5 protein-coding genes are annotated in these 15,214 nt (G+C 54.8%); all 5 read right to left on the reverse strand.

The features are described 5' to 3' along the window. Positions 1–181: 181 nt before the first annotated feature. The 5 genes from AM231_RS09870 to AM231_RS09890 all read right to left on the reverse strand — a co-directional run bounded on the left by AM231_RS09870 (position 182) and on the right by AM231_RS09890 (position 15,202). On the reverse strand, positions 182–1,549 hold the full coding sequence (locus AM231_RS09870; protein WP_053493270.1) for a M20/M25/M40 family metallo-hydrolase: 1,368 nt from the start codon (positions 1,547–1,549) through the stop codon (positions 182–184). A 106-nt stretch (positions 1,550–1,655) separates the two neighbouring features. Beyond that, positions 1,656–2,936 (reverse strand): ACP S-malonyltransferase, encoded by a 1,281-nt coding sequence (fabD, locus tag AM231_RS09875; protein ID WP_054402457.1) that lies wholly within the window; start codon positions 2,934–2,936, stop codon positions 1,656–1,658. A gap of 22 nt (positions 2,937–2,958) precedes the next feature. Continuing rightward, positions 2,959–3,675 carry a thioesterase II family protein gene (locus tag AM231_RS09880; RefSeq protein ID WP_082341590.1) on the reverse strand — a complete coding sequence of 239 codons (717 nt, stop codon included), beginning with the start codon at positions 3,673–3,675 and terminating at the stop codon, positions 2,959–2,961. A 40-nt stretch (positions 3,676–3,715) separates the two neighbouring features. Then, on the reverse strand, positions 3,716–4,687 hold the full coding sequence (locus AM231_RS09885; protein ID WP_054402458.1) for a hypothetical protein: 972 nt from the start codon (positions 4,685–4,687) through the stop codon (positions 3,716–3,718). A gap of 33 nt (positions 4,688–4,720) precedes the next feature. Continuing rightward, positions 4,721–15,202, reverse strand: a complete 10,482-nt coding sequence (locus AM231_RS09890; RefSeq protein ID WP_054402459.1) for a non-ribosomal peptide synthetase — start codon at positions 15,200–15,202, stop codon at positions 4,721–4,723. Between the last annotated feature and the right edge of the window lie 12 nt (positions 15,203–15,214).

A 15,214-nucleotide genomic window follows, 5' to 3' on the forward strand; every position in this document is an offset into this window, starting at 1 on the left:
CGCATCTTACGACATGGAGGCTTTCTCCTGCTGGTGATTATACTCATGTTATAGGCTTAGTCCCAGCGAGAGTCTTAGTGAGCTTGTGTTCTTGTTCTACGCACAACTTACATGTTTCTTGCATTGGTCAATGGTCACGGCATGTGCATGGCAAGATGCCCTATCCATCCGATGACAGCGACTACGCTCCGTACCTCTCCAGCACCTGGTAAATCGCATCAGTGCCGAACCCGATCGCTTCTACGGGAATGCGTTCATCCGCCGCATGAATCAGTTTAGTAAACTGCATGTCCTTGGGCAGCGGCATTGGCAGGAAACCATAGGTTTGGATGCCAAGCCTCGCAAACAATCTTCCATCCGTCCCTCCGGGCAGCAGCATCGGCACCGGAACGGCTTCCTTATCCGCTTCTTTCAGCACATCGGATAACAAATCGAACATCCCCATGTCGGGAGCTGCGGCGCATGGGTCATGGCGCAGCACTTCCAATCCAATCGAATCATCAATCGCGAACCGGCGGAGCTCGTCTATAAATTGCTGAGGAGTGATGCCCGGCAGCGTTCGACCGTCCAGCTCGACCGTAATTTCGCTTGGATGAACGTTGATTTTCTCGCCGCCGCGGACGACGGTCGCGCTGACCGTATTACGTAGAAGCGGGGTGAACATCTCGCCCTTTTCCCCAAGCAGCTTCAGGAGGAGGGCGCTGAACCGTGGACGCAGCAGCCCTCTCAGCAGCAGCGCCGGCAACAGCGGCAGCGCGGCGGCCATGCCTTCAATCATTAACCGGGCCGCTGGGGTCGCACGTATCGGCAGGGTATTCTTGCTAAGCGATTGCAGCATATTCCCCAATTGCCCCATGCAGTCAGCCCCCTGTTTGCCCATGGAACCATGGCCTCCGTCCCCTCGAATCGTCGCTTTGAGCCAACATAATTGCTTCTCCGCTACCATAATCGGATAAAAGGTTTTTCCGAGTGCATGAAACGAGAAGCCGCCAAATTCTCCGAGCGCATACTTTACGCCCGCAAAATAATCAGCATGCCGCTCTACCAAGAAGGAAGCCCCGAATTCGCCCCCTGCTTCCTCATCACTGACAATCGCCAGAATGAGATCACCTCGCAAGGGCAGCTTACGGACATGCGCGCGGAGGAAAGCTGATACGAGCATCGCCACGCCGCCTTTCATATCAAGCGTGCCTCGTCCCCAGACGAAGCCGTCGTGGACGTCACCCCCGAAGGGATCTCGGCTCCATGCTTGTTTGTCGACACCGACGACATCGACATGACCATACAGCAGCAGCGGCGGTGCATCTCCGCTGCCCTTGATTCTGGCCAACAAATTGGGCCGGGCCGGATCAAGCGCTTCAATCTGCGTCTCAATGCCCGCCTCATCAAGCAGTTGCCGGATATACATAATACATGCGGCTTCCTCGCCAGGCGGATTTGTTGTGTTGAAGCGGATCAATGCCTGCAAAATCTCCACGGGAGACGGCAGCTCCTCATAACACTGGGCTCCATCTTGTTCCAACTCATCATTGGCCAGCCCGATACCCATGACCCCGCTCCTTCCTATAAGAGGATGTTCATTAACTGCGTTTTGGAAAAAACACACAGCGGAAGAATAAGCTTAAGTGCTGAAAACCGATCATTTTAAACACGCACTATAGTAGACTGCCCGAGTATAGCTGGTCTTCTGTAACTACGCCTTGCAAGCCGCGCAGGTCGAACTCACCTTGTAGTCTTTCAAGTCGACGCTGTTGCTCTTGGGGAGATGTGCCTTTGGTACGAAACACCGATTTCAGCATCTCCAACGCTTGCAGAACATGCGCCTCCGCTACTTGCTCTCCCGTCTCCCGCAGTCGATCAACCAAAGTCTGTACGCCGCGGTAAGGCAAAACGACGCCTTGTTCATATTCCGCTGGGTTCCAGTTGCGGTTGCGGAGGCAAGTGACGATAGCCAGACAACGATTAAGCAATTCAATGGAGTAAACGCCCGCCTGCTGACTCGAAGCAACCAGTTGTGCCTCATCCCCCTCGTCGTCAAAAGCGTATACTCGCAGTCCGTCTGGAGGAGCCAGCCGTTTCAACACATTACCCGGGCCAAGTTCGACGGCAGTGGCAATGCCCATGCTTTTCTGAAATGCAAGGACCGCTGGCCAATTGACGGGGTCCGTCAATCCCCTTTCCAGCATAACGGTGATCTCATCTGTGTTTTCATATGGATGGCCTGTCAATGAGGAAACTACGGGAAAATCCAACTCTCCAAATGAGACATGACTTAGCACTTCGGCAAAACGCTCCGCTACGGGTAACATTAACGGGCTATGAAACGGCGCACTTACCTGAAGCTGAATGACTGAGGCCCCAAGTGCTGATAGTCTTTCAGACGCTTCTTGGACTGCCTCTTTATGGCCCGATATCACCGTTTGCCGCTCTGAATTTATATTCGATATTACAACAATGCGACTCTCCTCTGCGTAGCCTGCGTTGGTTTCCAAGCATACGCTGGCGACGACATCAGAACTCGGACCATTAACGGCGGCCATTGCTCCGATTCCCGCAGCAGCAGCTTCCTGCATCAATTCGCCGCGTCGGCGTACGAGCCGAAGCGCATCAGGGAATGTTATGGCTCCCGCGCAGGTTAGAGCGGTAATTTCGCCCAAGCTGTGCCCGGCAGCCAACGCCGGAGTGTACCCCCATTCTTGGCTGTAGACGCGGTACATCGCCACGCCAAGCGCAAGGATAGCGGGCTGGGCGTTGTCCGTCCGCGTCAGCTCGGTCAACGGACCCTCAAACATCAGGCTGTCAAGGCGCATGCCCAGCACTTCGTTCGCTTCTTCTATTGTCACTTTGGCAACCGCATGCCTTTCGCTGAGCGCTTTTCCCATACCGACTCGCTGCGAACCCTGACCCGGAAACCATATCGCATGTTTATTTAGCATATTCATTCACGCTCCTTACTGGTCAGATCGGGGCAGGCGCCTCGGTCAGCATTTTGTTTATCATTTCTACAATCTCACTTTCTCGCTCATGTAGAAAAAAATGTCCACCTTCAAACAGCACCGTCTCACTGCCTCCCGTAGCGTAATACTCCCATTCACTGAGCGGGCCCTTGACGCAGTCGTCATCCTTGCCACACAAGATAGTGAGCCGGAGCGGCAGCGGCGGCCGCATCCGATGCTCGTATTCACCGATAAGGTTGAAGTCGGCTCTTAGTATCGGCATAAACATATCCACCAGCTCCCGATGTTGGAACAACTCATCTGAGATGCCGCCATACTTCTTCAGTTCATCGAGAAACTCGTCATCTGCAAGCATATGGATTCGGCGAGCCTTCTCCTGCTCGCAATGCGGCGCCCCTCTGCCGGAGAGGAAGACTGCTGAAGGCAGTGGGAATCCTTCCTCGTAAAGCGCATGCAGCAGCTCATATCCGAGCAGGCTGCCCATGCTGTGACCAAATAAAGCATATGAATCGGAGGCAAGAGCTGTCTCCTTCACCAGCGGCAGCAAATCCTCCACAGCTTCTATCACGTTCGCATAGAACCGCTCACTCATACGGCTTCCTCTGCCCGCCAATTCGGCAGGCACCAGACGAACGGCAGAATGCAGCCTGTTCGACCAGCGCTTGTACACTTGTGCAGAGCCTCCTGCATATGGCAAACAAATCAAAGATACCGTCATAACACCCGCCTCCCGAGTAACATGTTGGTGTAAGCTGTCTTTACGCGCCAGCGACAAGTGTCGTCCAGAACTTTTTTTCTTTGGCGAACAAATCGTCCGCGAGTGCCAGCTCTCTTCCGCGATCGAAGTCACCCGTCACAAAGCGATCTTTTAGTAGATCCCAACCGTCCCGCACTGCATCAAGCTGACTGGACAGAGAATCATACAGTGCTGCGTCTATCAGCTCCTTCTCTTGCATGGAGCGAAGCAGCGACATATTGGCAATATGCCGATTGCAGATGATATTAACTCCCACTAGGCCATAGGTTAAGTGAGCTTGCTTCTTCTCCGGGTCGGAATCTACATTCCACATGCCCTCTACCGAGAATTTCCCCAGCTCCCTCGTCAGCCGCTCCGCATTTTCTACCACTTCACCGAGCTTGAGCTCGTAGGGCTCAATTTTCTCCTGCAGGTTATATACGTAGTAGGCTGGCCCCAAATAGTCCGGATTCACATTGTATTCCGAGTTGCCATACGCCTTGAGCAGCCTTTCTTCTGGCACCTCATGTTCCTCGTAGCCCGCAAGTGTGTCGTCAATGACATAAAAGACGCCGCGCTCCTTGTCATATCCGTTAAACAGCGAATAATGATACCAATGGAATTTTTTCCAGGCCATGCTGCCCGGGAGCCAGTCATACAGATCAACATTGACACTCAAGTTGCGTCCGCCCGTAAGCATTCCCCTGATTTCCTCCAGCACCGTCTCTTTGCTTCGGAAATGACCGGGTTCGATTAAGCGAATCACCTGCGACAGCGGGAATCTGGCAGGATCGTCCAAATAATACAGCGTATCAATTGTTGGATAGCGGAAGTCCTTGTCCGTTGCCGCCTCCCAAGGAAAGTAACGGTAGATGTTCAAATACGCGGCATCCTTGTAGCTTGGTTCCACCGATACCGCAATGGAAAATGCCTGGTTCAGCATGCAGTTCATCCAAAACTCGTTAAACGGTTTTCTTTCCATCGACAGCTTCATTGTTCGCCGCCTCCTTAAGCTCAGAATGTTAGTTCAAGAAAGCTTGCTTGAGTCAAGCACAGCACTGATTTTTTTCTTAGCTCCGTCTTCGACTAAGGCGTGAATGATCGCCGTATAATCCTCCGCCAGCGCCCAGGCGGTCTCTTCGCGGAAAAGGCTTGTCGCATATTCCAACGTAAAGCCGATCTTGCCGTCCCGCTCTGCCGCTTCAAGCGTCAAATCAAATTTGCTGACGCCCGGATCAAACTCCTTGGGGTCGAATTCAATGCCGCCCGAACGGTAAGCGACGCGGTCGATATTTTGCAAAATAAACATCGTATCGAACAGCGGATTGCGACTGCGGTCCTGTTCGATTCCGAGCTTTTGCATCAAATCTTCGAACGGATAACTTTGATGCTCCAGCGCCCGCAGTACATCCTCGTGCAGCTCAGACAAATAATCGCCAATGGTCCGGTATGATTCCGGGAAGCTGCGAATCGCGACTGTATTGATGAACATTCCGATCAGCCCTTCCAGCTGAGAATGATTGCGGCCCGCTACTGGCGTGCCGATAATGATATCCTCCTCACCACTCCATTTGCTCAGCAGTATTGAATAAACCCCGAGCAGAACCGTATACAACGTCGTGCCACGCTCGCGTGCAAAGGCTTTGACCTTAAGTGTCAGCTCCTCGTCCAGTCTGAAGTTGATCAGACTACCCTCGAAGCTTTGCAGCTCCGGCCTTGGTAAGGCCGTCTTGAGCGTAAGCGTCGGAAGTTCTCCTTCAAACGCCTCCAGCCAGTAGCGCTCATGCTCTTTATAGATCTCGCTGCCGACTTGTTCCTCTTGCCATACCGTGTAATCCCGATATTGGATACTCAGCTCGGGAAGCTCGCCACCGCCGTACAAAGTGGTCAGTTCCTGCAGCAGGACACTGACGGAGACGCCGTCGGTAATAATATGATGAAGATCCAGCAGAAGTAGGTGGCGTTCCTCGCCAAGCGGAATCAATCCGGCGCGGAAGAGCGGGAGGCTGCCGAGATCAAACGGGCGGATAAATCGCTTCATTAACCCACTGATGCCGCTGAATAATCCTTCGTCTCCGCCTTTTGAGAGCAGCTTGCCCGCCGCCATTCTCAGCCTGGCACCATGCTCCAGCGTAAACACCGGCTCCGCATGTACGCACTGGCGGAACTCGTCTTCCTCTTGATGGAACGTCGTTCTGAGCGATTCATGACGGCGTATCATCTCAAGGATAGCTTCCTCCAACCGCTCTATATCGAGCTTGCCTTGCATATGCACGGCGAACGGTACATGGTACATCGTTGCCTCGCCCGAGATCAATCCCATCATATATTGGCGGCGCTGTGCCCTAGACATCGGGTAATGCTCGCGCTCCGGCTGTTTCGGAATGCTCGTGACCGCCATAGTTCCATTAGTGTCCAGATGGGCAGCCAAGCCCTCAAGTGTGGGATTCATAAAAATATCGCGCAGCGGCATTTGGATGCCAAAGCGTTCTGCAATGCGGCTGACCATGCCCGCGGCCTTTAGGGAATGACCGCCAAGCTCGAAAAAGCTGTCCTTAGCGCTAATTGAATCTGTACCGAGCAGCTCTTTCCAAATCTCGGCCAGCTTGCGCTCTGTATCTGTTGACAACGGAACAAGTTCGCGTATACCCGTGTCGGCCAGTTCCGGCTTCGGCAGCGCTCTTCTGTCGATTTTTCCCGTTGGCGTAAGCGGAATCGCATCCAAGATGACCATGAAGGACGGAACCATATAAGAAGGCAGCTTGCCTCCAAGATATTCGCGCAGCTGCGCGGTCAATTGGCCGGATGGCGCGGCGCCGTCTTGCTCTGCATCCTCTGTCGCGGCGTTCGGCATTACGACATACGCGCATAGCGCATATTCGCCATCCTCTTCCTGAAACGCGGTGACAACCGTTTCCTTCACCTGCTCATGACGAAGCAGCTGCTGCTCAATTTCACCGATCTCAATCCGGTGGCCTCTGATTTTCACCTGAAAATCGCGGCGTCCCGCATAGGCAAACTCCCCATTTTCAAGCCTGCGTCCAAGGTCGCCTGTGCGATACATCCGCTCGCCCGGTGCATACGGATTGGGCACATAAGCGACATCCCATTCAGGATGGCTCAGATACCCTCGCCCGACGCCCGGCCCGCCGATGCATATTTCGCCCGTCACGCCTGTCGGCTGCAGCTTCAATCCTTCGTCAAGCACCATCATGACGGAACCCTCGATCGGTGTTCCAATCGAAATGTCCTCGCCTTCGGTCACTTCCCGGATGGAGGTCCACACCGTCGTCTCCGTCGGACCGTACAAATTAAACAATCTGGCTCCGGTAGCGGCGCGCAGCCTGCCGAGCACATCGGCCGTCAGCGGTTCTGCCCCGATCATCAATATGCGAAGCTTTTGCAAACCGTCCGTTTCGCCTTGCTGATTCATCCACCATTTAAAGCGCGATGGCGTAATTTGCAGTACATCGACGTTATGCGTATCGATCAGGCCTTGCAGCAGGGCAGCGTCGCCTCGTTCCTCTTCGCTCGCGAGTACAATCCGCATGCCCTGCGTGAGCGGAAGCAGATTTTCAACGACAAAAATATCAAAGGATACTGATGCCATCGCCAGGATGCCTAGGCCTTTCCCAAACGGAATTCGGCTTCGGAAGCCGCTGATGAAATGCGCCAGCCCGCGGTGCTCAATCATCACCCCTTTGGGACGCCCGGTCGAGCCCGACGTATACAGCACATACGCCAAATGGTCAGGCTTATGGACACACTCCGGATTGCCTCTGTCCGCCGCATACAGCTCTGGATCGTCCAGATACCACTCGGCAACGGCTCGCGTTACAACTCCTGCATATGCCTTCTCCGTCAGCAGTAGCGCTTCACCGCAATCCTCAAGCATCCAGTCGATCCTCTCTTTCGGGTAAGCGGGATCAATAGCGACATATGCCCCTCCGGCTTTCAGAATACCCAAAATGGCAACTAGCAGCAGTGGGCTGCGGGACGCCATCAGCGCGACAATACGCTCAGGCCCTACACCCTTCGCTCGCAAGGAATGGGCAAGCCGATTCGCACGTTCGTTCAACTCAGCGTACGTTACCGTCTCCGCGCCGAATTGAATCGCTGCCGCATCCGGCGTGCGTGCCGCCTGGCGCTCCACTTCCTGGACAAACCCTGTCCATTCCACTGTTGTTTGCACGGAAGCCGCCACCGCGTCTCCTTGCCGTTGAGTCATGCCTTTCTCAGCTCGAAATTCCATCCTGTCTTCGCTCCCCTCTCTGCTCGCAGCCTGTACCGGCATGCTTCCTCCGGCCAACAGAGCCAGCAATTGGTCCCGCTCGCTTTCACTCATCAGCTCAAGCTCGCCGATCGTGCGATCCTGTGATTTGCACATCTCCCGCACGAGTACGGTATAGCTCTCCGCCATGCGGCGCGCGGTTTCCTCTTGAAATAAATCCGTTGCGTATTCCAGTTGAAGCTCGATTATCTCTTGCCGCTCCACCGCTTCCAAAGTCAGGTCGAACTTGCTTGTTCCCGTCTCGAACGGTATCTCGTCAAAGACTAAACCGCCTGCTTCCATTCCCGCCTGGTCCATATTTTGCAAGACAAACATGACATCAAACAATGGATTACGGCTTCTATCCCTGTCTGCCTTCAGCCCTTCGACCAGCTCCTCGAAAGGGTATGTCTGGCGCGAAAGTGCATCTACAACATGGTTATGCAGCTCCGCCATATAGGTTTGTACCGTCTTGTCTCTCTCCGGCCTCGTTCTCAGCGCCAGTGTATTGACGAACATGCCGATCATTCCATGTGTATCGGCATGATCTCTGCCGGCGGCGGGTGTACCCACAATCACTTCGGCCTGTCCGCTGTATTTGGCCAACATAGCGGCAAAAGCTCCCAGCAGCACCGTATACAGCGTTGTTTTCGCTTCCCTCGTCAGTTTTCGCGCAGCGGCTGTTGTCTGCGCGTCCAGCTGGAATGATATTCGCCGGCCCTTATAGCTCGGCAGAGATGGCCGCGGCCAATCTGTCGGCAGCTCCAGCACAGGAAGCTTGCCTTCGAAGATATCCATCCAGTACCGCTCATGCTCAGCATAAGCAGCATTTGCAAACCCGGCTTCCTGCCACACCGCATAATCGCTGTATTGCACACGCAGCTCCGGCAGCGATTGTCCGGCATACAGCTGTGACAGCTCATTCACCAGCAAGCTGGAGGATACTCCGTCCGTAATAATGTGATGAACATCCAGCAGCAGCAGATGATTTTCCTCATTCACCCGCAGAAGCCCCGCCCGCAGTAATGGCAGCTTGTCCAGATGAAACGGGTGCTGGAAGACTTCCATTAGCCTTGTTACTTCGGTAGCGTCCATTGTTGCTTCCGGTACCACTTCATCGCCTGTCAACACTGCAAGGTCCAGTACGTCCAGCTTGAACGAATACGGTGGATGAATCACTTGGCTGAATTCTTCATTTGTCATATGGAAGGTCGTCCGCAAGCTTTCGTGGCGGCCGATCAGTGCCGTAAACGCGTGTTCCAGTCTCGCCACATCCAGCCTGCCCTGTAGGCGGAGCGCAAACGGAACATGATACATGGTGGCGTCTCCGGCCAGCATCTGCATCATATATTGGCGATGCTGGGCGTGCGACATCGGATACCACTCGCGGCGCTCTGCCTTCGGGATCGGTTCGGCCGTCGCTGTGGCGCCGTCCCGCTCCTTCAGCGAGGCAGCCAATTCCGCAATGGAGGGAAGCTCGAATATAACGCTGAGCGGAACCATGGCCCCCGTCATCTGCTGCAGCTTGCCAGCCAGTACGGCAGCTTTCAAGGAGTGGCCGCCAAGCTCAAAAAAGTCATCGTGAATGCCGATTGGCCCGGCCGTATTACCCAGTACTTCCTCCCAAACAACGGCGACACGCTGTTCCATCTCATCACGCGGCAGCTCCGGCTGTCCCCGCTCCCGAAAATCGAATGCCGGCTCCGGCAAGGCGCGCCGGTCCACTTTCCCGTTCGGCGTTAGCGGTATCGAATCAATTGCTGTGATATAGGCGGGAATCATCGCCTCCGGCAGCTTGTCTTTCAGCTTTCTTCGCCATTCTCGCGAAGGGAGTTTATCCGAAGTAACCACGTACGCGCACAGCTCCTTATCGCCGCTTGCCTGCTCGCGGACGACCACAACCACATCCTCCACGTCCGGAAGGGACATCAGTTGTGATTGAATCTCGTTCATTTCAATCCGCACGCCTCTGATTTTGACCTGTTGGTCGGCCCGTTCCACATACATCACGTTGCCGTCCGGCAGCCATTTTGCAATATCGCCAGTACGATACATGAAGCGGCCCTCATGGTACAGATGCGGTAAGAAACGCTCAGCTGTCATATCCGGCTTGTTCACATAACCGTCGGCAAGTCCGCTGCCGGCAATATATAACTCTCCGACTGAACCGATAGGGGCAAGCTGACCGCCATAGCCGAATATATAAATTTCGACATTATGCATCGGCCCGCCAATCGGCACATAGCCGCCACGATAAGCGCCCGGCTTATAAACGTACATATTGGAGCAAACCGTCGCCTCCGTCGGGCCGTAGCCGTTCATAATCCGGATCTCAGGATTAAGCTTCGTATACAGCTCTAGCGTTTCATCTTGGATCGGCTCTACCCCTACGAGCATTTTGTCGAGCGTTATCTCGGAAACCGATTGCTCCAGCAGCCGAGCAACCTCTTTCAGCAAGGACGGCGGCAAATAAGCAAATGTAATTCGCTCTTCCGTAATCACTTCGGCAATTCGCCGCGGATCAAGCAATTTCGGTTCCGGGTAAAGCACTGTGCAAGCGCCGAACATAAGCGGCATAAACAGTTCTGCTACGCTGACGTCAAAAGAAATATTGGTGAGACTGAGGCAGCGGTCTCCCTGGCCGTATTGCCCCTCAAAAAATGTCCTGAGCGAGTGTCCGAAATTGTAGAAACTGGTGTGCGGCACAATGACGCCCTTCGGCTGACCCGTAGAACCCGAGGTATAGATGATATACATTGGATCGGTTGCATCCTGCGGTAATGGGACAAAGGCATCCTCTCCACCGGCAAACAGTGCCTTATCCGCAATATCCAGCACCTCCAAGGAGGCAGGCAAGACGTCCGCTGCTCCGCAACGCGCGCCGTCCGTAAATACCAGCTCCGCACCGCTATCCTGGAGCATATAGCGGATGCGCTCCTCGGGATAATGCGGATCTACAGGCATATAAGCGCCTCCCGCTTTCATAACGGCGAGCATAGCGGTCAGCATAGGGATGGAGCGTTCTGCCATGATGCCGACTACGCTGCCGCGTCCTACACCTTTGGTGCACAAAGTTCGCGCCAGCGCATCGGTGCGGCGATCCAGCTCTATGTAGGTCATGGATTCACCGCCGCAAGATATGGCCGGCAGATCAGGAACGGCCGCCGCCTGTTCCTTGAAGCAATCGTGCAGACAGTGAGGCGGCGGAAAGTCCGCTTCGCGTCTCCCCAGTGCGAGTATGTGCCGGCGCTCCTCCTCTGTCAGCATTTCCGCTTCGCCGAGCGTGACTTTTGGACGGAGTGTGACGCTGCGCAGCAGCTGCACATAATGCTTCATGAACCGCTCGGCTGTCGCCCGGTGAAACAAATCGGCATTATATTCCACGACAAGCCGCAGTTCCGCGCCAATCTCCACCGCCTGAATCATCAAATCGTATTTAGCCGTGCCATGCTCAAAGCGCTCATGGCGATATGACAATCCCTCTGACGAAGCGTTTGGAATACCCAGATTTTGCATGATGAACATCGTGTCAAACAGCGGACTCCGGCTGGCGTCCCTTCTGTCGATCCACTGTGCGATTTCCTCAAATGGATAATCGGCGTGAGCGTAAGCCCCAGTCGTTATCTCTTTTACTTCGGACAAAAAGGTTCTAAATGGCTTGTCCGTGCACGGATATGCGCGCAGCGCCAGCGTGCCTGTGAACATGCCTGCGATTGCTTCAAGCTCGCGCCTGTTCCGTCCCGCAATCGGTGTGCCGACGGCAATGTCCTCGGCCCCTGTATAGTGGGCGAGGAAAGTGTAATATACCGACAACAGTACGTTAAACAGAGTCGTGTCCGACTCAGCCGCTAAGCTGCGCACTGCCGTCAACAAACCCGCCTCAACGTACACATCGAACGTTTCGCCGCGACTGCCTTTGACGGAAGGTCGCGGGGCATCGGTCGGGAGCGTAAGCAGCGGCCAGTCTCCCCGGCATTGCTCGCGCCAATATCGTTCGGCATCTCCGGATTGCGGCCTTCTCTCCTGCCATACCGCATAATCCTTATATTGCAGCGTCAGCGGCGGCAACGAACCGCCCTGATATAAAGTCATCATATCGGATAGGAGAATGCCCGCAGACATGCCATCAGATGCAATATGATGCATATCAAGAAACAGAACATTCCGCTCCGGCCCTATCGTGAGCAAGGCTGCGCGGAGCAGCGGAGCTGTATCAAGCAGGAAAGGCCGAAATAAGCTTTGCAGCACGCTGTCCACTTCCGTCTCATCGACTTCCATGCGTACCAAGCGAAAAGGAATAGCCTCGTGAATACGCTGCCTGATCTCTCCGTCGATGACGTGAAAGGTGGTGCGAAGTGTCTCATGACGTTCCACGATGGCTTGCAGGACAGCCTCCAGTCGGTCTGCATTAATAGCCCCATCCAAGTGCAGCAATTCGGGCAAATTGTAGCTTCGATCATCCGGGATCGCCTGCTGCTGCAAGTACATACGTTTTTGCGGCGATGATACCGGATAATGATCTTGCGGGGCCGCTTTTGGAATTGGCTCCAGCTTTTCACCGGACAAAGAGCTTGAAGCTCCTGAACCCTCATTCACGCTGGTCGCCGCTTGACTGTCATGAGCGCCAGCTGCCGCTTGGCCCGTCAAAAGACCGTCTTGCTCGCTGTCCACCCCTAATACGCCATTAAGATCACCTGCAGCACGCTTGTCACCAGCACCGTCAGCCATTTTCCCGTCATGGTTACCGACAATCGCTTGCCCGCGATGCCCCCCGTCAACGGATTGCTCGTCAGCACTGACACCCATTTCCCTGTCAAGAGTACCTGCTGGAGCTTGTCCTTCACGTCCGCCGTTCATCGCTGGTCTGTCATGATTGACGTTCGCCACGTGTTCGCTGGTTCCAATATCAGCACCTTGTCCATCGTGCTGGGCGGTCGTTTCTTGCGCTGTCACCGCGCTGCTCTCCTTGACCCGTCGCTCAATCAGCGCTGTAAATGAAGGCAGATCAGCATGGCTCAGCAAATCGGCCGCTTGAATGCGAACGCCTGCAAGCTCGCTGAGCCGGTTTACAATTTTGAGCGCGATAATGGAATCTCCGCCCAGCTCATAAAAACCGACATCCGCGGTCAATTGGTCATAACCTAGCAGCTCTCCCCAGACATCTGCTACACGCTGCTCCCATTCCAGGCCGGAAGGCTCCCCAGTTAACGCAACGCTGCGGCGGCGCTGACTGTTCACCCCGCCGCCTCGCTCCAGCTCGGTCTGCCACCTGGCGAAGGTTTCGTTCATTTCCTGCTGGAGCTCCTCTGGGATATCTTCACCAAGGGTGTATCCACTCCAGGCTGCAAATGGCGTATGAAGTACCGATCCAGCGCTCCCCTCTTCCACCCAGCAATGGAGAGAATCGAAGGGATATGTAGGAAGCGACAATCGCTTTCGGCGCTGCCCTAAGTAGATTGCCTTCCAGTCGATTTCGTATCCGCCCACGTAACATTGACCCAGCTCCAACGCTTCCAATTCCCGCCCGTTAGAAACGGTCTGCTGCCGTATATTACTGGCCGTAGCTGAATCAGCCGTTCCAAAGAGGACGTTCGGCTGCGTAAGGCCGGTAAGACCGCTTGCAGCCGCGGCTTGCAAGGTCTGAGCTAATTCTTCCCAGCTGCTTACCACAATCGCCAGTCGATACCGATGGTCTCCCCGGCCCACGGCCAAGGTGTAGCAAAGGTCGGCCAGATTACAGCTCGCATCGTCCCGATGCTGCATAGCACAATTCCGCATCAGCAGAACGAGCTGCTCCAGTGCGGTCATGCTGTGGGCGGATAAGCAGAACAACTCCACCCTGTCTGAATGATCCGAAGGTACCGGGGCAGGAGCCTCCTCCAGCACAACATGGCAATTGGTCCCGCTCATGCCGAACGCGCTTACGCCACATCTTCTTATTTCGCCGTCCGTCTCCCAAGGTGTCAATTCATCATTGACATAAACGGGCGATTCTACAAACGAAATATTGCGGTTCGGAGAGCGGTAATGCAGCGTGGGCGGAAGCTGCTTGTGGACAAGCGACAGGATCGCCTTGAGCAGCCCTGCAATGCCGGCGGCATGGTCGAGATGGCCGATGTTTGTTTTCAAAGAACCGATAGCACAAAATTGTCGTTTATCGGTATATCTTCTGAAAGCGCGCGTCAGTCCATCGATTTCGATCGGATCGCCCAGCGAGGTCCCTGTACCGTGCGCCTCCATATACGTCACCGTTTCAGGATCAATATCCGCATCCTGCCAGGCGCGTGCAATGACGTCTTCCTGTGCGAGGGCGTTTGGGGCGGTGATGCCAACCGAGCTGCCGTCCTGATTCATCGCGCTGCCTTTGATGACGGCATAAATAGGGTCGCCGTCCTCCTGTGCACGGGAGAGCGGCTTCAAGAGCAGCGCAACTACACCATCGCCGATGCCCGTGCCGTCCGCCGAGGCGTCGAACGTTCTGGCCCGGTTGTCGCTTGACTCGATGCCAAGACGTATGCCGGTATCCAGCGGTAGCACATTAATTTTGACGCTGCCGGCAATCGCCGCCTCGCATTCGCCGCTCCGGATCGATTGGCATGCCAGATGGACCGCAACCAGGGAGGAGGAACAAGCTGTGTCCACGCTGATCGCCGGTCCACGTAAATTAAGCAGATATGAAATTCGGCTTGGAATGATGGAGCTCAGATTGCCGGGCGCTGCCATGGACAAGGCGTCCGGGTTCAGCGTTTCGATAATTCGCTTGTAATCATGAAGCGAATCGCCGTTATAACCGATAAAGACGCCGGTGCGCGAACCATTCAGTGCATCTCCACCGTATCCCGCATTCTCAAGCGCGCCCCAGGCGGTCTGCAGGAACAGACGCTGAGCCGGACTCATCAGTGATGCTTCCTTGGGCGAAAGTCGGAAAAATGAATAGTCAAAACTTGAGATATCCTCGATATACGCGCCGTCAAAAAAGGAAATAGAACCGTATTGAGCCTTCATGCGGCGCAAATACGGCTTTAATTCCTCTTTACGCGAATCCGGAAACTCGCCTACCAGGTCCTTGCCACTTCGTAGAAGCTCCCAGAAGGCTTCGTGTGATTCCGCGCGCGGCAGCTTGGCGGATATTCCGACAATAGCAATATCCTTGAGGGAAACTTTGGAGATGGAGCCCCCGCTCGGGCGCTTCCGCGTGGATGTGTCCTTTTTGGTGTCCAGCAAATCCAGTTGAAACATGGCGTCCTTCCC

The organism is Paenibacillus solani, assembly GCF_001277345.1.
Taxonomy (GTDB): Bacteria; Bacillota; Bacilli; order Paenibacillales; family Paenibacillaceae; genus Paenibacillus_AQ; species Paenibacillus_AQ solani.